Source organism: Terriglobales bacterium (assembly GCA_035651655.1).
Classification (GTDB): Bacteria; Acidobacteriota; Terriglobia; order Terriglobales; family Acidobacteriaceae; genus DASRFG01.
Genome location: DASRFG010000023.1, coordinates 697,019 through 717,912, shown reverse-complemented (window position 1 = coordinate 717,912; position 20,894 = coordinate 697,019). Strand labels below are relative to the sequence as shown.

At 56.0% G+C, this 20,894-nt stretch carries 14 protein-coding genes; 7 read left to right on the top strand and 7 right to left on the bottom strand.

From position 1 onward, the window contains the following. Window positions 1-39 precede the first annotated feature (39 nt). Window positions 40-744, top strand: coding sequence for a hypothetical protein (locus VFA76_11495; GenBank protein ID HZR32460.1), 705 nt, complete (start codon window positions 40-42; stop codon window positions 742-744). A gap of 37 nt (window positions 745-781) precedes the next feature. Here the strand turns inward: VFA76_11495 and VFA76_11490 are convergent, their stop codons facing one another. Beyond that, window positions 782-1,090: a hypothetical protein gene (locus VFA76_11490; GenBank protein ID HZR32459.1), complete on the bottom strand. Its 309-nt coding sequence runs from the start codon at window positions 1,088-1,090 to the stop codon at window positions 782-784. Window positions 1,091-1,284: 194 nt separating this feature from the next. On the opposite strand from VFA76_11490, the gene VFA76_11485 reads away from it, so the two are divergent. After that, on the top strand, window positions 1,285-2,835 hold the full coding sequence (locus tag VFA76_11485; protein ID HZR32458.1) for a glycosyl hydrolase family 28-related protein: 1,551 nt from the start codon (window positions 1,285-1,287) through the stop codon (window positions 2,833-2,835). Window positions 2,836-2,912: 77 nt separating this feature from the next. Here the strand turns inward: VFA76_11485 and VFA76_11480 are convergent, their stop codons facing one another. After that, window positions 2,913-6,968, bottom strand: a complete 4,056-nt coding sequence (locus VFA76_11480; protein HZR32457.1) for a hypothetical protein — start codon at window positions 6,966-6,968, stop codon at window positions 2,913-2,915. Window positions 6,969-7,203: 235 nt separating this feature from the next. On the opposite strand from VFA76_11480, the gene modB reads away from it, so the two are divergent. Both modB and modC read left to right on the top strand, forming a co-directional pair. Continuing rightward, complete coding sequence (modB, locus tag VFA76_11475; protein ID HZR32456.1) at window positions 7,204-7,887, top strand: molybdate ABC transporter permease subunit; 684 nt, start codon at window positions 7,204-7,206, stop codon at window positions 7,885-7,887. Beyond that, window positions 7,863-9,068 (top strand): molybdenum ABC transporter ATP-binding protein, encoded by a 1,206-nt coding sequence (modC, locus tag VFA76_11470; GenBank protein ID HZR32455.1) that lies wholly within the window; start codon window positions 7,863-7,865, stop codon window positions 9,066-9,068. Before modB ends, modC begins: the two co-directional genes overlap by 25 nt. A gap of 7 nt (window positions 9,069-9,075) precedes the next feature. Here modC and VFA76_11465 read toward each other — a convergent pair whose 3' ends face one another. The 3 genes from VFA76_11465 to VFA76_11455 all read right to left on the bottom strand — a co-directional run bounded on the left by VFA76_11465 (window position 9,076) and on the right by VFA76_11455 (window position 12,520). Next, on the bottom strand, window positions 9,076-10,506 hold the full coding sequence (locus VFA76_11465; GenBank protein HZR32454.1) for a M20/M25/M40 family metallo-hydrolase: 1,431 nt from the start codon (window positions 10,504-10,506) through the stop codon (window positions 9,076-9,078). Window positions 10,507-10,626: 120 nt separating this feature from the next. After that, window positions 10,627-12,204, bottom strand: a complete 1,578-nt coding sequence (locus VFA76_11460; GenBank protein ID HZR32453.1) for a glycosyltransferase family 39 protein — start codon at window positions 12,202-12,204, stop codon at window positions 10,627-10,629. Window positions 12,205-12,229: 25 nt separating this feature from the next. Next, window positions 12,230-12,520 carry a DUF3467 domain-containing protein gene (locus tag VFA76_11455; protein ID HZR32452.1) on the bottom strand — a complete coding sequence of 97 codons (291 nt, stop codon included), beginning with the start codon at window positions 12,518-12,520 and terminating at the stop codon, window positions 12,230-12,232. A gap of 146 nt (window positions 12,521-12,666) precedes the next feature. Between VFA76_11455 and VFA76_11450 the strand changes: the two genes are divergently transcribed. After that, window positions 12,667-13,647: a hypothetical protein gene (locus VFA76_11450; GenBank protein HZR32451.1), complete on the top strand. Its 981-nt coding sequence runs from the start codon at window positions 12,667-12,669 to the stop codon at window positions 13,645-13,647. 195 nt (window positions 13,648-13,842) lie between these two features. Further along, window positions 13,843-14,442 carry a PEGA domain-containing protein gene (locus VFA76_11445; GenBank protein ID HZR32450.1) on the top strand — a complete coding sequence of 200 codons (600 nt, stop codon included), beginning with the start codon at window positions 13,843-13,845 and terminating at the stop codon, window positions 14,440-14,442. Between the two features lie 7 nt (window positions 14,443-14,449). Here the strand turns inward: VFA76_11445 and VFA76_11440 are convergent, their stop codons facing one another. After that, a complete protein-coding gene (locus VFA76_11440; GenBank protein HZR32449.1) occupies window positions 14,450-16,633 on the bottom strand; it encodes a hypothetical protein in 2,184 nt (727 codons plus the stop codon). 318 nt (window positions 16,634-16,951) lie between these two features. Between VFA76_11440 and VFA76_11435 the strand changes: the two genes are divergently transcribed. Beyond that, window positions 16,952-17,794 carry a class I SAM-dependent methyltransferase gene (locus tag VFA76_11435; GenBank protein HZR32448.1) on the top strand — a complete coding sequence of 281 codons (843 nt, stop codon included), beginning with the start codon at window positions 16,952-16,954 and terminating at the stop codon, window positions 17,792-17,794. 346 nt (window positions 17,795-18,140) lie between these two features. Here VFA76_11435 and VFA76_11430 read toward each other — a convergent pair whose 3' ends face one another. Continuing rightward, window positions 18,141-20,846, bottom strand: coding sequence for an amylo-alpha-1,6-glucosidase (locus VFA76_11430; protein ID HZR32447.1), 2,706 nt, complete (start codon window positions 20,844-20,846; stop codon window positions 18,141-18,143). Window positions 20,847-20,894 lie beyond the last annotated feature (48 nt).

Sequence of the window (20,894 nt, the reverse complement as noted above, 5' to 3'; positions counted from 1 at the left end):
CCACCGGCGCAAATTTCCCGTTTGCGCCGGTTCAATTTTATGCCGTTAAAATCCTGCAATTTTGGACGGAGCACGATCATCCTTCTGGCCGGAATGGTTGCGGTCTACGCCTGGGCTCAATCCCCCAAGCGCAGTTTGGCGATTAAATACGGCGATGCAGAACAGAAATTAACGTTCAATCCAAATCTACTTTCAGAGGACCAGGTTCGCCGTTTCGCAAAGCTATCTCCCCATGTCTCCGAATACACCGACCTTGACTTGTCTCCGGCATTAGAGTTGTGCATTGCTGGCAGACCGGAATACCTTGAATGCGGCAGTCGCGACTTGCACGACAAAAACTTCTATCGCAACGCACAAATCAATCTGAAGAAGGGCCGTGAAGCGTTGCGGTACTTGGCGGACCAGCAATATCCGCCGGAGCTTAAGCCGGTTTTCGATTACTTCAATAGCTCGCTCAACTTTTCGCTCTGGCGGGAGCAGGCGAGATTGGATTTTTACAAGAGCTGGAACACTGACGTGTTACGGAGCGACTACCAGGATTTGAAGCCGACCGCGCTGTGCGCGTCAGTCCTTGAAAAGATAGACTCGGCTAGTTCAAGAGATGAGCGATATGGGCTGGCGAAAGAGTGGTCCAACTGTTTGGTTCGTGCTCGCCCCCAGTCATACCCGGAACCTGCATGGCAAAACTTTCTTAAAGCCTACGGCATGACTGAAGAGTATGTGGAGGAGGATGACAATGAGTGACCTTTATCCGACTTCGACCTCGTCAGCCTACGTTCTACTAACGCTGCTTCTTTTCTTGTTTCAGACGCCAAACTGAGGTGAGTAGATCGGGGGAGGTCACAGGCCCGATCAGTCCACGATCCTCCAATGCTTTTATAGTGTTCCGATTGGCGGATGCAGTGCGGATGACTTCGTTGTCTTTTAGTCTGCGCAGGAGCGGCCCCGTTTCCAGAGAATTGGTCTCAATCTGGTAGCCATTCTGCAGATGCCGCAGCAGGTCTGCTTCGGTTTTGCTCAGTTTTGCAGGAAGCTTAATGGCTGATGTGTTCTGCCTGGTGCGGAATGTTGGTGTTTGTGTTTTGCTCACTTGCATACCCTCGCTATTGCAGCTCCTAGAGGAAAAATTAATGGATGCCCTCACAGAGTTAAAAAATGTGCTTAACACTAGCGATAACGTGCTTAACCCTAGAGATAACTTTACTGAAATTTCATTTCTCTGCGAACAACGCTCGTAGACTCTGCGCATCTGAGTCTATACCCCTGAGATGTTGAGGATTTCCCGTGAGGATTTATCGAGCAGGTGCATTGCTATTAGTGTGTGTCGCTGTAACATTTGCGGCCGCGATTGCACAGATGACCCCAGCCACTCCAGTAATTATCAATGTGAAAGACTACGGTGCGATCGGCGATGGCATCGGCGATGACACGGCAGCGATTAATAGGGCCATAACTGCGATTCCGCCGACAGGCGGCACTCTTTATTTTCCCTGTGGCACGTATTTGGTCACCTCCAGTCCCTTACCCATTAGGATCAGCCACGTCACAATAACCGGGCCGAGCACCTCGTGTGCAACTCTAAAGGCTTCGGGGGCAGCCAACATTACTATGTTGGAGCTGGGTGGTGGATCTCCCGGTTTGAGCCAGCCGGAGTTCTTGGCCAGTGATACTACTGCAAACACATTTACGGTTGGGGGTGGCGGGTTGGCGAAGCTTGGCATACGGGTGGGGAGCTACGTTTTAGTTTCTGATGCGGGTACTCCCAGTCACGGTCCTGGATCTCCCTTAATCTCAGATCAGCAAACAGTGAAAGTCACGAGTGTGAGCGGCGACACGGCCACCATCGAGAACGCGTTCTCAACTCCATTCACTGTTCTTGGAGGTAGTTACGTCCAGAAGATCATGAAACCGGTAGTTGGAAGTCTTATTTCGTATCTGGCATTTGACGCCACGTCCAATGTGGGGACAGGGACATTCGGAATCAGCTTGCCTCTCGCTGTCTCCTCGGTGATTGAGCATGTCTCGGTCACGGGCCCTCAGGGAGGGGGCATCGTGGTGGACTGGGGGTACAAGAACCATGTGCACGACGTTGTCTGTATAAAGTGTGGTAACGGGACGGTAGGGGCGCAATCTGTGATGATCAGACGACAGACTTTCACAGTCGCTAAGAATCTCACTGTAACGAATAGCTCAAGTCAATCGGTCTTCGGGTTTGCCCTGCATCAAGTGCATTTCAGCACTGTACAGAATGTTGCTGTTGATGCGGGAGGAGCCAATGGACGGCCCTTCAAGTTGCTACGTTCCAGCAACAACACACTTTCGTATGTGACCGCGAATAACGGTGGCGGAGGTCATAACGGCATCAGCATTACTGACAAGTCCACTTACAACACTTTCAACAACTGCGTTGCGCTGAACAACACTGGAAATGGAATCATCACCTTCGGAGACCACAACACGAACAACACTTTCAACAATTGCATCGCCAAGTACAACACCCAGTCTCAAATCGGCCAGATGGCGGCTTGGGATGGCACGTACACCGATTTTTACAACACTGTTAACGGCGGCACGTTCTGCTGCGTGCGTGCCGTTCACCGGGCCGTGGTGGCAATTTATTCCGATTACACCACGTTAACGGGTGCGGTGATTACGGACGACCAACAACTCGCGCGAAATGGATTGCTAGTTTCAGCATCTGGTGTGACCGTCCAGAATAACCAGTTCAGCGGATTGCCCAAATTGCACGACATTTACGTGCTCTCCGGCATGAGCTCCTCCACATATTCTGGAAATGTGACTCCCGATGGGACAACTCCTGCCGGCGTGCCGTGACCTCGATCCTGCCGTTCACTTGTCATCTGAGAGTTCAGAAGGCAGCGCTCAACTGTAGTTCGCAGGCGGCACAAGCGTTATTGCACCACCAACGTTAGTGAGGTGGTGTGCGTAATGGAGGGGGAGGCAGCGCTTATCTTTACCGTGTAAGTGCCCGGAGGAGTGCCCCCACTGCGCGGCGGTGGACTGTTGCTGTTTCCGCCGCCGCCGCAACTCATCTCAGCCAACGACAGGGTGAATAGAATCAGCAGTCCACAATACAAGCGCAAGCGTCTTTTCCGGGAGAAAGGCAGAAAACCGGTTGTTAGCAGGCCACAAAGCGGCAGAGTCCAGAGCGCGGTGATCGGAATGCTGTTCCGGTGCTGCGGCGGGTGGAACACGGCCAACGTTGGCACGGGTGCCATGGTTGAAACGCTCACGAGCACGTTTGCTACTCCGGCCCCAGGAGTGATTACCACTGGTGAAAATGAGCAGTTGCTGCCGGATACGTGATCTGAACAGAGGAATGCCACTTGATCGTTGAAGGCTCCTCCCACGCCAACAAGCTGCAAGTGATATTCCGCTGTCTGTCCAGCGGACACAGTAACGGAACTGTTCGAAACACTTGCTGAAAAGTCTGCATCCACGGTGAGCATAGCGGCGAAATTGTGGACGGGGATGCCGGATGCGTCGTGAGTGCTCACGTTCACGGGATAATTGCCCACCAAAGCTGAGCGTGGAACGCTTACAGTTAAAGTTGCGCTGTCCGCGCCGTGCGCGAGAGATACACTCGTCGGACTAACGCTGCAGGAAGCACCGCCCGCGGCGCTGGCATCGCAAGTTATGTTTACGGTCCCCTTATATCCATTTACCGGCTGAAAAGTGAGCGGCATGGTTGCTGAGTTCCCCGGCAAAACCGAGGCGGACTGTACTTGCCATTTGTAATCGGGGACCACTTTGACGGTGAGAGAGAGACTCTGAGTCTTAGGTGCCGGTGCGCCGATGGAGTTGGCGACGACATTGAAATTGGAAGTACTGGCTGGCGTGTCCTCGGCAGTGCTGACCCACATCGTGACCGTGACCGGGGAAGCCGAAGTGGGCTGCACCGTGTCCGAGGGCAAGAAATGACAGCTCGCGCCGGGAGGCACCAGGCCTGCACAAGAAAGGGTGACAGCCGCATTGAACGCTCCCTGGGCTGTGACCTGCATTGTCGCACTATTAGAAATTGAGCCGCTGTTCACGATCAGCGCGGAAGGGGAAGGAGCCCCCAGAGCAAAATCCACAACATGCAGAAGCACCGGAGCAGAGTGGGTGACGTGCTTAGGGTCAGAACCGACGCCTTTGAGGTTGAAGCTGAAATCCTTGATGCTGCTGCCGCCAAACGTAGCTGTAAAGGGCGCTCCGCTGGAAGTCGGGGTTACGCTTGGGCCAACGCAGCTGGGCGGCTGTGTACTGCCATCACAACTAAGCGCTACCGGGCTGTTGTAGCCGATCAGAGAGGTCAGGGTTCCGGAGAATGATCCTGCCTGACCTGGATAGACCGCAACGGGTGAGGAAACCGCAATCTGAAAATCAGGCGGCGGGCTCGCCAAAACAAGTTCCCAAATTCCCCGGCCGTAGGTGGCAACTCTGAGGATCTTGAATCCGCCGCTCTCAAAGAATCTGAGAGTCATCGCCGGCGCGCTGGGCAGTAGCCCCGTGCCCGAGGTTGGCCCGACCTCGGTCCAGTTGACGCCTCCATTCGTAGTTTGAAAGACGCCGACGTCAGTACCGACGTAGATGGTGCTGCTATTGTCCGGATCAACAATTACTGAATCAGCCGGCGCGTCGGGCAGGTCGCCGGTGAAATCGGTCCAGGCGGCGCCGCCGTTTGTGGTCCTCCATACATGGGGAACGCCGAATCCCATCACGGTGGCGTAGGCGGTCTGCCCGGTTAGGTCGGACGGGTCGAGGGCGACGTCAGAAATGCGGAAACCCGCAGTGCCGGGCGGAGTAACGTCAGCCCATGTGAACGGACCGCCCGCTGCGTCGCTGGTAGCAAAAATTTGGCCGGCGCTCGTGCCCGCGTAGTTTACGGAAGAGTTGCCGCCCGATGCTGGACCTCCGGCGGCCAAGGCGGAGACAAGATTGGCCTCGAACCCGGTGCAGGCAGCGGCCGTGCTGGTATCAAAATTGAAGCTGCTGGGAGAAAAGCCTGTGCCATCGGTATTGCCGTTCCACACCCGGCAAGTTCCGACAATCATCCTATTGCTCGCCTGGGAATCGAGGATGTACGGCGTATAGAAAGCTCCCTGGTCTCCCTCGAGCGTGTTGGAGTCCACGATGGTCTGAAAATCGAGGCCGCTGCAATTCACTCCGGATAAACAGCTTTGAATGCTCACAAAAATATTCGACGTGAACCATTGGGTAGGATTGCCGGGATTGATGGCGTTGTACCCGCCGTCCCCGCCGTTGACTGTGAGCCAACCGGGAGCAACAGTGGAGGCGGTTGCGGGCGAGCCGTTGTCCTGCGTTCCGCCGAGCAGAACGGTCCGATCAGTGGGATGCTGCGAAAAAGAGACGAAGTCACTCAGCGAGCCCAAGTTTGCATTCAGGTTGTCGAACGGGTTCGATGTCGCGCAAGTTCCGGAGCGCAGGTTGTAGCCGTCAAGCGCGCGGTTCACACCACCATCGTTGCCGAAGTACATCAAAGCGTGGCCGTTCACAATCATGAAGTCGAGATCGTGCTGGTCGGGATGAAGGTGCGAAACCCAGGCGACGGGGCTACAGCCGTACACGCGAGTCAGGTTGAGAAATCCGGAAGAGCAGGTTGGATTTGAGAGATTGACGGAACATTTGTAGAGATTGATGGCCCCGGCGTACAGGTCAGTGCCGCTTCCTGAGGGAACAGCAGCCAATTCCAAGTCGTAAATTCCCTGGTCGGCGGTGCCACACCCTTCCGCGTCTCCACAGAAATCAATTGAGCTGGTGTTAATCTGCAGCCAGGTTGACCCGCTATCCGTGCTCTTGTAAATGCCTTGATCGGTAAACGTGAAATCTACCGGGTTTTGTGAGATGTACCACACGTAAATCTCATTGGCCCCCGGCCGGATGGCAATCTGGCCGCGCAGAATGGGACAGGTTGCAGCATCGATTGCCGCCGGCGGGCAGTTCGCCGCGATCAGTCCCAACCCCGGCTGATTGGGCAGCCGAGTCCAGTTGGCGCCATCGGTCGAACTGTAGAAGCCATGTCCTGTCATTGCGGCGTAAAACGTGCCATTCGAGGAGTTGTACGTAACATCCGAGACTGATTGCTGGGCAACCGGAACACCAGCATCGGTGACGCTGGCCATCTGCCAAGTGAGCCCTGGATTAGCGGAATTATTCGACCAGTACAGGCCGGGCGCGCCCGACGCCAACGGTGATGGATAAAAATCGAAGTTGCTGGCCGCTGCCACTACCAGGTTCGGATTGACCTGGCTGAAAGCGAGCTTGCTGAAACCCAATCCGGCGAATGGGTGGGCTCCGGAATCCGCCGAGCTGATCAAGCTCCAGGTGCCTCCGTGATTAGTGGAGCGAAGAATGCCGAGCCCGTAGTAAGAATCGCCTGAACCGTTCGGTTCACCGGTTCCAACCAGAATCAGCTGACTATTGTTCGGCTGTAGCGCGATGGCGCCTGTCGCGAGGGTAGCTTGACCGTCAGTGAGCGCGGTCCAAGTGACAGTGGTTGGATCTGGGTTGGCGGCGTTCGTACTTTTCCAAACACCACCGTATGCACCGCCCGCATAAACGGTGTTGCCGGTTGTGTCGGATGGGTCAATGGTGATGGAGGTTACACGTCCACTGACGAAGCCATAGTCCTGGTCGGGACCGAAGGTGCGGGAAGCGAAGTTTGTGGGTCCCAGCGGTCTCCACGCAGGGGATGATGTTTCAGATACCGCGCGCGCCGAGCGCAGCGCCATCTTCTGTTGATGAGCGCGACGCAACAGAGCGGCCGCTGATTGTCCTCGAATTGTGCGTCCGTTGCGGAACCAGCGCTCGCGCTGTAAGAAATGGTCTCGGGCGCCCTTTTCGGATGGAGGGAGGGACCTCTGCGCCCACGCGTCCGGCGCCCATCCCAAAAAAGTGAATACCATGACTGCGCGAGCAATATGACGCGCGCTATTGCGCCTCATGATCCAATCCTGGGATGAGAAGAGATAAAAAACAAACTATGGCTGCATGGAGAGCGTGTCAAAGCAAATTGAGTGAGTTCGCGTGTGATCGCCATCACAAGGCGTCCTATTTCAGGAACGAAGAGGGTTCCGTGCTGCTGATAATTTACCAAGCCACTGGCATGAGCGCCGGATGTGACGTCCGCATGGGGTCGCGGATACAATCAGGTTTTCACTCTGATTTCTACTAAGAGGAATGCTCCGTATGGATTGGCAGGCGTTCGCCTTGACCCTGAGGCTGGCATTGGTAGTCACAGCCGTGCTGTTGGTGGTCGGCCTGCCTATTGCGTACTGGATCACTTACTCAAGCTGGCGTGGAAAATTTCTGGTAGAGGCTGTGGTTGGGCTGCCCCTGGTCCTGCCCCCGACCGTGCTGGGTTTTTACGTCCTGCTGGCACTAGGCTCGAGGAGTCCAGTTGGAAGGATGTGGACTTCGCTCACCGGTCATACCCTGGCTTTCACTTTTGAGGGCCTAGTGGTCGGCTCGATCCTTTACAGCTTGCCTTTTGCGGTGCAGCCCTTTGCGGCTTCGTTCGCAACCGTGGATCGAAAACTGATTGCAGCGTCATCTACTTTGGGAGCGTCGCAACTGCGCACCTTCTTCAATGTGATCGTGCCCCTCTCCACTTCGGGACTGCTGACGGGCGTCGCGCTTACATTCGCGCACACCATGGGAGAGTTTGGCGTGGTGCTGATGGTGGGCGGCAATATTCCGGGCGTCACCCGCACCGTCTCCATTGATATATATGACCAGGTGCAGGCCACGAACTACGCCGCTGCTAACCAGACAGCGCTTGTGCTTCTGGCTATTTCATTTGTGGTCCTGGCATTGGTGTACGCTTTGAATCGAAGGGTATGGGCGATTTGGCCGTGGAAATAGCTGGAGAACAGCGGGCAGCTCTGAGTCCTATTTTGCCAACCGTCGCGGTCGGGGCAACGGGCTTGGATGCCCACATCCTTAAGCATCTGAGCGCCAGCGAAGACGATGATCCTTCCCACCTGGGCTTCAATCTAGATGTGCAGTTTTCCGTTCCCCCAGGTATCACCATTGTTTTCGGTGCGTCTGGCTCGGGGAAGACCACGCTGCTGAACTGTCTAGCCGGATTGCTTACGCCTGATACTGGTCGAATTGCGGTTGCCGGGCATGTACTCTTTGAGCGACCCCCGGGGCGCGCTCCCAAGGTAAATTCTCCGCCGGCACAACGCCGAATTGGTTATGTGTTTCAAGACCTGGCGTTATTTCCTCACCTCACGGTGAGAGGAAACGTGGAGTACGGCCTGGGCAAGTTTGATCCCGACGAGAGAAGCCTGCGCGCCGACAAGATTGTGCAGACACTAAACATTGCTCATCTGCTGGACCGCCGGCCAGGTGACATTTCCGGTGGCGAGCGTCAGCGTGTGGCTTTGGCCCGTGCGCTGGTGATAGAGCCTTGTTTGCTGTTGCTTGATGAACCCCTGGCAGCTCTCGATGCCCCCACCAAGTCGTCCATCGTGAAAGACCTGCGCATCTGGAACGATCTGCACCGTATCCCGATTTTGTACGTCACCCACAGTCGGGAAGAAGTGTTTGCGCTCGGCGAGCGTGTGTTGTTTATGGAAAAGGGAAAACTGCTTTCTCAAGGGACGCCTCATGAAGTGCTGGAAACGCCCCGTCAGGAGATGGTTGCTCAGTTGGCCGGCTTTGAGAACATCTTCGACGCCAGAGTGAGCGAGATACACGAACGACAGGGCACCATGACCTGCGCCCTCGACGGAGCCGGGGTGCACTTGGAAGCACCGCTTACCCGGGTGGAGGTGAACGCACGACTTCGGTTAGCTGTGCGCGCGGGCGACATTCTTGTGGCAGCAGCGCAGCCCCAGTCTCTGAGTGCGCGAAACATAATCGCGGGAAAAATAACCTCGCTGGTCCAACGAGACTTTATGGTGATCGCCCAGGTGGACTGCGGAGCGCTTTTTGAGGTTCATCTCACTCCCGGCGCGCGAGATTCACTGCAACTCGAGAGCGGCAAGGCAGTGTGGCTGGTGATAAAGACTCACTCCTGCCATCTTGTGCGACCCTAATATCCAGTCACTCTGACGAGGTCAGCGCCTTCAAGAAGCGATAGTAGAAGTCCACTCCGTTGTAAAACGATTCGATCCCCACCCGTTCGTCTTTTCCGTGGGCACGACTGTCGCTAGCTTCAATGGCTATGCCGGAAACTTCATAAGTGGGCAAGCCGACCGCGTTGGTGTAGATGCCGTCGGAGGCTCCTCTGGACATGGAGGGCACTACCTGAACGCCGGGCCATTTAGCCGCTGTGGTCCGTTCCAGCGTCTTTATTACTTCCGGACGCAGGGGCGCAGGCGGGAGTGCGGTGCTTTCGGGCGCTGTGTCCGAGACGGTGCCGTCGTTGGCAACCGAACCAACCGAAATCTTGGGATCGGCAAAAACGCGAATCAGGGTTTGACGTACTTGTTCGCGCGAGTGTCCAGGCAGGATACGGCAGTTCACATTCGCGCGCGCCATTTGAGGCAGGGCATTGTTGGCATGACCGGCGTCAAGTCGAGTGGCCACACAGGTGGTACGCATGGTGGCATTCTCCAGCGAATCGGCAGAGAGGCGTTTAATGGCAGCCTGGTCGGGAGGAGTTTTCAGGATGGCGCGCATGTCCGCAGCTTTCTGTCCGGTCTGTACCTTCGCCATGGCCTGGAAGTAGGCGCGAGTCACAGTATTGAGTTCGAAAGGGAATTGATAATGCTCCAATCGGACCAGTGCATTCGCCAAGTGGTAAATGGCGTTGTCCGGCACCGGGCGTGAACTGTGCCCGCCGGGGTTGGTGACCGTGAGCTGGTAATCGCCATATAGTTTTTCGCTGCCATTCACGGAGAACAGCAGCGGCTTTCCATTTTCAGTCAAGACGCCGGAGCCGTCGTGGTTGAGAACGAAATCAGCCTCAATCAGATTTCGGTGATTCTTAAGGAGCCAGTCAACGCCGTTTGATTTTCCGCCTTCCTCGTCGGCGGTAAGGGCAAGGATGATGTCGCGGTCTGGTTTGTATCCCTCCTGTTTCATGCGAATGAGGGTGGTGACCATGATTGCATCGCCGTCCTTCATGTCCTCAGTGCCGCGACCGTAAAAAAAGCCGTCCCGCTCCACGAATTGAAAGGGATCGGTGGTCCAATCCTGGCGGCGAGCTTCCACCACATCGAGATGCCCGATGAGCAGCACCGGCTTATGCGCCCCGGTCCCGTGGAGGCGCGCGACCATATTGCCTTTGCGATCGCTGGGGCCGAGTACTACAACGTCCTCTGCGGGAAATCCCGCATCCCGCAGGCGCTTCGCCATGGCCTCGGCGGCCACGGTAGTGCTACCAACCGAGTCGGTGGTATTGATTTCGATCAGCTCTTTGAAAATGTCGTGGGAAAGTTTCTTGGTTGCGTCATCAACCTGCGCGCCTGATGTGATTGCGCAAAACAGCAACAAAATCGCGAGGAATGCCGTCGAACTCCACTTTTGCATCAGAATGGCTCCAGGGTTGAGCAACGGAGATTACCAGATCGTTTGACGAACGCCAAACCCGCCACGCGTTGTGTGTATGAATATAGGGATTCCTCCCGTTGCCCGGAATGACATTAAGAGTTAATAAAGGGGGCTGGCTATCGCATTGACGGCAGGCTGCAGGTCAATTAAGACTATCCACTGGCCGCCGCGTCTTTTTTCCAGGACGACGATTCCACCCAGCAGTTCGGCAGCGGCCTGGGGTGGGAGATCGCGGTGATAACCAAAGAAACGAGTCTTGATTCTCTCCCATGCCTGCCAGTCGCCGAGCAGAGGTTTGGCGGGTTCGTACTTGGTGGAAAATAGGAGTGCCACATCGAAGCCTGATTCTGCCTCCCGCACGCGCAAGATCTCCGGCAACGAAAAATTATCAATACTGACCACGCGCGCTGGATGTTTGACGTATCCGAGATATGGTTTGGTGAGCTCGTCGGATGCAGGCCAGGCGGTCAGTACCCTGGAATTTGTGTAGTGCTGAGCTACGAAACCGTCGGCTTCTTTGTGCAACAGCACGTAGTCGCGGTAGGCGAGGTTATCTTCAGGAGCAAATCCATACGGTGGATTTACGAACAGTGCGATTACAAATCCGAAGGCAACTATGGCGACAACGGCGCGCCAGCGTCGAATTCGCCGGCGCAAGGTGGAGACGCAAACAATAATGACCAAAGGAATGACAGGCAGCATATAGCGCGCCAGTACTGCTCCGCCGATTAGAGACATTGCCAGCAGATAGGTGATGATCACCGCAGCAAATGCTCGCTGCACTGGGAGCCGAATGCGCTGTCTTTCGTCAGAAGAATCAATTACAGGAGGGAAGGACATTGCAAGCGCGGCTGCGCCGCTCAGAAAAAGCATATTCATGTAGCCGAACGTCTGCCAGACTCTGAAGATCGCAGCCAACAGAAGGCGCGCCGGGTGCAGCGTGGCTTGCAGGTTGTAGCGAACGTATTCAGGATTGCCGAAGGCGTAGCCGGTACGCCATCGGTGATAGCCGAACCAACACGCCAGCGCAAAAACGGGGACGCCTAGTGCCAGGGCACGACGGCGGCTGCGCTGCTCAAAAAGGCAGACCTGCTGGAGGGTGCTTTCCCGGCGCCGCAAGGGACAAAGCCACTCGTAGGTGAGCAGCGCCAAGGGCGCCAGGACCGCGGTTTCCTTGGTTAGGGCCGCCAGCGAAAACCAGGCGGTGGTCGGAAAGCGGCGATCCTGCAGATACGAGACCAGCCCCCAAATGGTGAGCGCTGCTGCCGCCAAATCCAAATGCGCCAGCGAGCTTTGGGCAAAGAACACGGGATAAGACGCTGTGCAGAGCACCGTGGCAACGGCTACTTCGCGGTTGGAAACAAGCTTCGCCAGGCGGTAGATGCCGAGCAGACAAAAAGCGGCGACCATTAACATGGCCGTGCGCGTGACCGCCGGCGCGAAGCCGGAAACCTTCCACCACGCTGCAAGATAAGCCATCAGCAGCGGAGGATGCGCATTAGAAACCGTAGAGTGCGGGATGAGACTGCCGCTCAGGAGCAGGTCGCGCGCTGCGGGAATAAAATATCCCGCCTCGTCCCAAAAATAAGGAAGCCGTAAAAGGGGTGCGTGAGCGATGAATAGCCCGGTAAAGAGCAGCGCGAAAATCAGCACCGGGTGAATTTCACCACTAGCCACGGGCTTCCGAGCGCCGTCGTTACCGTCAGTGGACTGGTCCGCTCGCGACCATACGCGGGTCGAGCTTGATCTCGCCAAATGTGTTCTCGTAGCTGACGACGTTTTGTTGCAGGATCGCAAGCAACGCCTTAGCTTGCTGCGGACTCAGATAGATACCCTGGAAATTTCGCACCTCGACCTGGGTCTCGGTCTGTTGCTGAAGCGTGCCGAAGACGAGAAAGAAGTCCCACACATTCACCCGCACTTGCACGCTGTTGGCATAGCTCTCCCGGTATTCTGGGCTGTTGATGAGTTTTATATTCGGCTGCCCTGGCATTTGCATAGCGTAAGAGTCTAAATCAAAGGCAGCAGGACGAGTATTTGTTTCCGAGCATGCAAGGCATCCGCATGGGACCGCCCCTTAGCTATACAATTTAGGGGCCCAATTTGTGGGCTTTGCGCTGAATTTTTTGGAGGTGGCGCATGCAGTCACTTCGGTTTTGGTTACTGATCCTAATTACCGCCGCAGCTTCTGCGGCCACCGGCCAGGTTTCCATTCACGAATGGTCGGTGCCTACTCCCGACTCCAGGCCGCACGATCCCGCCCTCGCGCCCGATGGTTCGCTCTGGTTCACGGAGCAACTGGCAAACAAATTGGGACGTCTCGATCCCAGCACCGGGCAGTTCAAGGAATTCGCTCTCAAGATCGCTGATTCCGGGCCGCACGGACTGGTTGCCGATCACGACGGAAACATCTGGTTCACCGGAAACCGCAAGGGGTACATTGGAAAACTGAATCCGAAGACCGGTGAGGTTCGCGAATATCGAATGCCGGATCCGCGCGCCCGCGATCCACACACGCCGGTATTCGACAACAGGGGAACACTCTGGTTTACAGTGCAGAGCTCCAATTTTGTGGGGCAACTTGATCCTCGCAGCGGCGACATCAGGCTTAAAGAAGTGCCAACTCCCAATGCGGTGCCTTATGGGATCGTGGTCACGTCGGATGGAACGCCCTACTTCTGCGAATTTGGGACCAACAAGCTGGCCTCAATCAATCCAAAAACCATGGAAATTTCTGAGTACAGCTTGCCGCAAGGCGCGCGTCCGCGCCGGTTGGCAGCGGGAAAAGATGGAACTATTTATTACAGCGATTATGCCCGCGGGTATTTAGGACACTTCGACCCAAAAACCAAGAAAGTAGAAGAATGGGCCTCGCCCTCGGGCGCGGAGTCAGAGCCTTATGGAATAGCGGTCGCGCCGGACGGGACCGTCTGGTACAGCGAATCTGGAGTGCAGCCGAACACCTTAGTGAGCTTCGACCCTGCGACGAAACATTTCTCCAGCACGCCAATTCCTTCCGGCGGAGGCGTGGTCCGAAATATGGTGGCGACGCCGGAAGGCAAGTTGTACCTGGCCTGTAGCGGAGTGAACAAGGTCGCAGTGGCGGAAGTGAAGCAATAACCTGCAAACCTGCCGAGGTTTGCAACAGCAGTGAAATTAATCGAAAAACTCAGGGGTTTACCGGGTCTTCAAACATCGGGGATATGGCTGATTAAGGCCATAATCCGCTTGCGACCTGAGTCCTCGCTAGCTAGCATCGGGGTAATCCCAAAAGGGGAATTTCTTCCCAATCAATAAATTTGAGTGGAGGTTGAAGTGTCCAAGTATTTAAGTTTGTTGTTGGCTGGATTTTGCGCGGTCGGCATCGCAGGCACGGTGCACGCCGATAACCAGGTTATGTCCGAATTGCGGTTTGTGGCAGACAAAGGTGCAGACAAAAACGCCGGAGTCTGGGTGGATGGCCAATACGTCGGTTACGTGAAAGAACTCAAAGGAGACAAAAAGATTCTGCTGCTCCCGGGCACGCATGAGATTGTTGTGCGGCAGGCCTGGTACAAAGACTACGTCCAAGAGGCCGTGCTCGAGCCCGGTGAGCTGCACGTAGTGAAGGTTGCGCTGATGAAGCAGGAACGGAAGCCTACGGGCGCGGCGACGGCCGAGTTGAAGATTGCCGCCAATCCGAATCGAGCTGCCGTGTTCGTTGACGAGCAGTTTGCCGGCCACGTCAATGAATTCGACGGAATCGGAAAGGCAATGCTGCTTACACCAGGACAGCACAATGTACGCATCGCTTTGCCCGGATACCAGCCGTTTGAGACGACCGTGGACCTACTGCCCGGTCAGAAAATGAAGATACAAACCGATCTGGTGAAGGGCAGCATCGAGGAAGCGGGTTCGCTGGTCAGCCAGAAATAAACCAAGCCTACTTCAGCCCGAAGACCCATAAATGGCGCGAGGTGCCGACGTACACCTTGCCGTTAATCACAGTGGGCACCGCCCATTTGGTCGGTGTCCCTGTGAGCGCCGGACTCCGATACAGCTCATTGGCCAGGTTGGTCGCGTCATAGGCATGCAGGCTCGGGTTAGAAGTTGGGCGGTCAACCACCCACGCAATTCCATTGCTCGAACCGTTGGACGAAACCACCGGTTGCCCCCCCGGGAAGTTGAATACGAACGTACCTTGTGACACTGGGGCAGCGGACATCTTGCCGGTCACAGGATCCAGGGCGAACTGCTTGATTACGTCATTGTTGCCCACAAAGTAAAGGCTGCCTTGCCAGTAAGCCGCGCTGGTGAAGCAATGATTGTCGGCTTGCGTGCCCACCGGGCCACCAACAATGTTGGTGAGAGTTTGAACAATCTGGCTGTTGGACGTTGATTGGTAGTGCCCCATCTTGTCGCGATCTACTACGTACACATCCGGCCCCTTGCCGCAACCGATGATTTCGTGGGGATGAGCCCCGGTTTGATCTGGCACCAACAGCAGTCCACCAGAGCCCAGGTCCCAGTCTTTCCTGGAGAGTGTGGCTTGATCAAATGGAGTGAAGTAATCGAGCACGGTTAAATTTGGACTCAGCTTGACGAAGCTGGTGGAGTAGTTCTGCGTGCCGTCCCAGTCTCCATTAGAAGTGGAAACATAAATGTTCCCGCTGGAATCAGCGGCAGGAGCGGCGCCAGCCATCCAGATAGATCCTTCCGTGCCGGTCGGCGTGCTAGTCCAAACCGCCATTTGCGCCAACGATACTGCGCTATACGCAAACAGCCAGCCATGATAAGGATCGGTGTCATTTTGCGATCCGAAGGCTATGTACACATTGCCATTGGCGAGCAGCAGGCCGGGCCGTTGCAACTGGCGGAACGGCTGCCAACCCGGAGCATTAAGAATGACTGGGCTGCCTGGCCTCTCAGCGCCGGTGGTAACGCTTAAAGCATGCAACCGGAAAACAATGCTGCTGTTCTCTAGAGTTTCAGCGACTACGTACAGGGTCCCGGCGGCGACATCAATCACCGGTGTGCCGGTAATCCCGACTTCTGGCCGGATAGAGCCGAGCACCAGGGTTTGTGGGGCCGTAGTCGCTCCTGGCGGGATTAGACTCTGCTGCCACAGCGGCGCACCCGCGATGTCGGCATCAAAGGCATACACGCTGTCATGTTCGGTAGCGACGAACACTACGTTGTGGGTGCTACTGCCGATCATCAGGTTAGCCAAATAAAGCGGCTGGCTGTATACCGAACCGTCCACGGGATCGCTGAATTTCAATCCAAAGGTGGTTGAATTCACATTGCCAGGCGTGAGCACGGTCTCGCTGGCCTGTTGTCCGGTGCGCTGGTTGTCGTTTTTCCAGCTGGTGTAATTCAGGGCAGTAGTGACGGTTATGTTGGTGCGTCCGGTAAAAACTTTCGCGGTAGTCGCATCCTTGGCCTGCACTTCGATCAGGTGCGCCCCGTTCGTCAGGCTGACGCTGGTGTCAAATACATTTGTTGTGTGTTGAACCGTGCCCGCAACATGGTCCACCCAAATCTTCATGTAGGTGGCGGCAACCGACCCGTTGTAGGTCGCGTGCACATGGACGGGCGAGGTCACGGTCGAACCATTGGTTGGGGTCTGAATAGTGACAGTGTTTGGCGGGGAAATAGTAACCGTGGCCGTTCCCTGGTTGCTGTTTGAATCGGTGGCCGTAACGCTGAATGTCCCTGAAACTGAACCTGCTTGATATAACCCTGCGCTGGTTATGGTTCCCCCGGTGGCCGTCCAGCTAACCGGCAGGCCGGCGCTGTCCGTGGCGGTAAATTGCTGCGTTCCACCGGTTTGGAGATTAACGGACGCTGGGCTCACGGTGACCGTGGCTGCGGACGTAACAGTTATGTGGGAGCCGGTGGTGTACACGATCAGGCTGGTGCCGTCCTTGGCTTGGACCTCGATCAGGTGTGGACCATTGGCCAAAGTAACGGTGGTATCAAACACATTTGTGCTGTGTTGAACCGTGCCTGCAACGTGATCAACCCAGATCTTCATGTATGCGGCGGGAACGGAACCATCGTAGGTGGCATGCACATGGACAGGCGAAGTGACGGTCGACCCATTAGTGGGCGTGGTGATGGTCACGGTTCCGCCAAATGCCTGAGAGCCGAATGCAAGGGAGCAAATCGTGAGGGTAAGAAGCTTACAGAGAAGTTGTCTTGGGCCCATAGAAAAGGCGCATAGCCTCAAGGTTATCCGCCACATAATAGTTAAGCACGTCAGCAGCCACTCTCTTTAGGGAGAATCTCGGAGGAGTATTATAGCCCTGTTCCAATCTTGGGAATATAGCTGCCTTGTTTAAGGCTAACGACGGCAATAAGGATGGGTCAAAAAGCAAGTCAAGCCCCTGAAGGCAACATCAGTTGCTGCCGTGGGATAATTTCACTTCTAGTGAGGTACTGAATGCAAGCTGGCAATATCGATTTCGCTCGGCTCAAGTCCAGCATGAAGGCCAGCTGGACGGCGGGCGACTTTGGCCAGATTGCCAACTACGTCGCCAAAGCCGGCGAAGACTTCGTAGGGCGAACGAAAATTACGCCCGGAGCTCGCGTGCTGGATGTGGCTTGCGGAACCGGAAACTCAGCCATCCCATCGGCACGGAAAGGCGGCGTCGTGACCGGGGTTGACATCGCAACCAATTTGCTCGACCAGGGGCGCAAGCGGGCGGCGTCAGAAGGAGTCAACGTCTGGTTCGAGGAGGGTGATGCGGAAGAACTCCGCTTTGATGATAAGTCTTTCGACTTCGTACTCAGCATGTTTGGCGCAATGTTCGCGCCCCGACCGGAGCGCGTCGCCGCTGAACTGATTCGCGTTTGCAAGCCGGGTGGCCAAGTGGCGATGGCGAACTGGACTCCAGAAGGATTCGTGGGCAAGTCGTTTCGCGTGACGGCAGAAATGGTGCCGCCTCCTCCCGGGCTGCCCGCGCCCGCACTTTGGGGAAGTGAGGAGGTCGTGCGGCAGCGCTTCTCTGGCCGAGTTTCCGACTTGAGCCTCACGCGGCAGAAGGTACTCTTCCATTATCCGTTCAGTCCCAAAGAGGTAGTGGGATTCTTTCGGCAGTACTTCGGGCCGACCCAGGTCGCGTTCACACGACTGGAACCACCAGGCCAATTGGAGTTGGCTTCTCGGCTGGAGTCGCTGTGGACTGAGTACAACACGGCCACGGATGGAAGCACGAAAGTCGAGGCCGAGTATTTGGACGTAAGAGCGACCCGGGCGTTAGGCAGGCCTGGCGCGGAAGCCTAAGCGGGAACTTCTCCTCTCTTAATGCTATAAGACATAGTCTTAATGTTGTAAGAATAAGCAGCTACTCTGGATTTTTGTTGCCCAGGCAAGGTGTATTTTGTAGGCTGGAGACCTCCCCCAGCTAGGAATGGTGTCATGGTACGAATCCTCAGGTTCCCCAGAAAGAAAAGTTCTGCGCGCTGCGAGGTCAAGGGCCCAATTCGTTGCCACAGGTGTCAAAGGCTATGTCGAGACGCTGTGGATTACCTGAGCCACAAGTGCGTGCCCAAGAAGGTAAAGCCGGTTACCCAAGTTTTGTAAAACAGGACTGAGATTCCAACCCTTGTGGTTGGTCTGACTGACGCCATTAATGGGCGTTCGGCTTTCCTGCCGAGAATCGTATGGTGATACTTGTGTGTAGATACCCTGGGCTGACGGCTTCTGGCATTCGAAGTTGGATGGACTTGAATCCCTCGCGATCTTTGTTTACCCGTGCGCCTTGTACATCAAACAGAGCTGAGCCAAACACCGGGATCTGATATTCCCGCCCTGACAGGCCAGAAACTTCCAACTGAAGCCGTTGGCGGTCTGCGCTCCACGATTGGGAAACAAATTTCAAGTTTCGGCTCGTTAAACCGAGACGCGGAAGCGGTGCAATTACGCCCAGATTGAAATCACCCTGCATGCGAATGCGGATGGTGTTGAGGCCGGGGAGAATTGGCACCCGAATCTGGATATGCTGGTCTTCAGTATTTGCTTGTAGATGAAAAGCTGCGGGGCGACCGTTCATCTCCACGTCCAGCACGCGAGCGTGGAGACTCACTGCAGGCGCGAACTGGAGTATGCATTCACCCTTCCCGGCGCTTCGCGCCTCGAGCTTGATTTCATCGTCGGCTCGGCTGTACGCGAGATCAATAGTTACGCTGCCCACTCGCACATTTCCTACACGGAAGGAATTCCATTCTGCCGGAACGTGGGGCGCGAAGGTGAACTGATGCGCGGGGACGTTGACCTCCATTCCCATCAACCCCCGCAATAAGGGACTCACAACCATTGCCGCCGACCAGATCTGGTGCGGCGAACTCGTAGAAAGCGACTGGTGGTAATCACCGGAGAGAACCTCGGTGACGTGGCCCAGCGAGCCGCCGAGGACGAGTTCGGCATTCGCACGCAGATTGGCGTAGGCAGCCAGTGGGCGGTGATAGCGATACTCGCCCACCGCGGCCCAACCGGTAAACAGCGGCCAGACGGTGCCGTAGTGGTAGCCGGCGGGATTGTATCGAGGATCACGCGAAGAAATGATTCGTGAGCCCCAGTCGGTTTCAAAGTCGGCATCCGCGAGCTGGTTGATCATGGGCTGCGCTTTGTCCATATCGAGCAGGCCAAACCACATGGGAACAGTAGCCAGCACGCTGGGAACGTCTATGCGCTGGTCCTTCGGATCCAGAGCGAAAGCAAAGCTCTTTGCGTTTTGATTCCAGAAAAGCTTATTCAGTAATTGCCGCTGATGCTCGACCGCCTGCTCGGCTTCGCCGCGGAGATCATTGTGACCAGAAAGCCTCGCCAGATCCGCAAGTGCAGTTAATGCTTCAATCCCCAATCCACTTTGATAAAGTTCAGTTTTGATCACCCGCGGCTTGGGCTGGCCGGAACTCATGTCCAGGCCGCCCAGGTTGGTGGTTGGCTCCTCGGGAGGGCGTAGCGGGCCACCTTCGATCCAGCCATGCCCGATCCCAAAATTCTGCGCGAGCCCTTGCGGATCCCACGTGGAGCGCAGGAATTGATAGGCCCTTTGGATGTTCTCCCATTTTTGAGTGGCGAAGGCGACATCGCCGCTGTGAAGGACATAATCACGGACAGCGATAATGAAAAGCGGGGTCGCATCCGCAGACGCCCACGGATAGGGGAAGCTTTTAAACCAGTCAACCAGGCTGGCAGTCTGCGCGATCTCGTGGGGGATTTTTCCGTCGGCGCGCTGGTATTGCGCCAAAAATTCGAGACCCTGGCGAACGTGCACAAAATCGCCGGCGGCATCGAGTGCCAAAGCCGTCCACTCCGTGTCGCGCCCGAAGAACCACGCGAACCCAGGCCGCTGTCCGCCATCCGAACCTCGGTAGCCGGCCACTAATCCCGTGCCGAGATATGGATTAGCAACTACGCCTTGCAGCATGCTGACTCGCGCCCAATCGTACGCTTGCTGCATTCGTGAGTCGGGCAGCGTAAGGGTGATGGTGTGGTCGAGGTAGCGCCGGTAATAGTCGGCGGAGTCGCGCAATAAAGCGTTGTAGTCGGCGGCCAGGTGCTGAAACGTTTTCTCAGCAGCCGCTCGACCCGTTATGGACCCGGCAATAATAATGACCTTTTTGTCCCGGCCCTTGTTGATTTGCCCCAGAGAGAATGAAGTTATGGCGGAGCTCGAGTAGTTGGTAGCGTATTCCTGTTCCAGGACGACTGCTGAAGGCGAGCCGACGAGTGCGACATATTTTCGCTGCTCTTCAGCCATCACGAAGGCGCGCAAAGCTGCGTCCCAGCTCATGTAGGTTGCGCCTAGCGCAGCTGGCCATTCCAGGGTGAAATCGCGAACAAATTCTGCTTCTATCTGCAGCGGCTCCGCAGTTTCGACCTCCACTAGTACAACCGCTCCAGGTTCGTTAACCGGGACGAATGCGGTCTCTTTTACCTGAAATGTGTCGTAGACATAAGTAATAGTGGCCGATTCAGCGTGAACGGTGAGCGTGCGGGCCAGAGCTTCTGCGGGTAACACCCGGTCGGCAATACGAAATTGCAGCCGAAACTCGCGAAAAAGCTTGAGCGGATACACCCACGCTTCAAACGCGCCCGATTCCTGGCCAAACAGTCCGGCACGCGTGCCTACAGCCGGAAGAAACTCCCAGGCGCGGACTGGTCTGGAAAGTTCAAGATCGTTGGCCGGAACATCCTGAGCGGGCGCTGCTGCTGGTGCGCCTGCCGCAAAAAGCAGAACGACCAGCACCAGGAGAATAAGGGTGAGCGCTTTACCAGAGGCTTTTTGGGGCGTGATGGTTTCTGGCTGCATCAGCGCGGGCGTTTGCAATCTCCCCTCAGTAACTGTTAGAAAATAGGCGCGATTCTAGCACGGAGC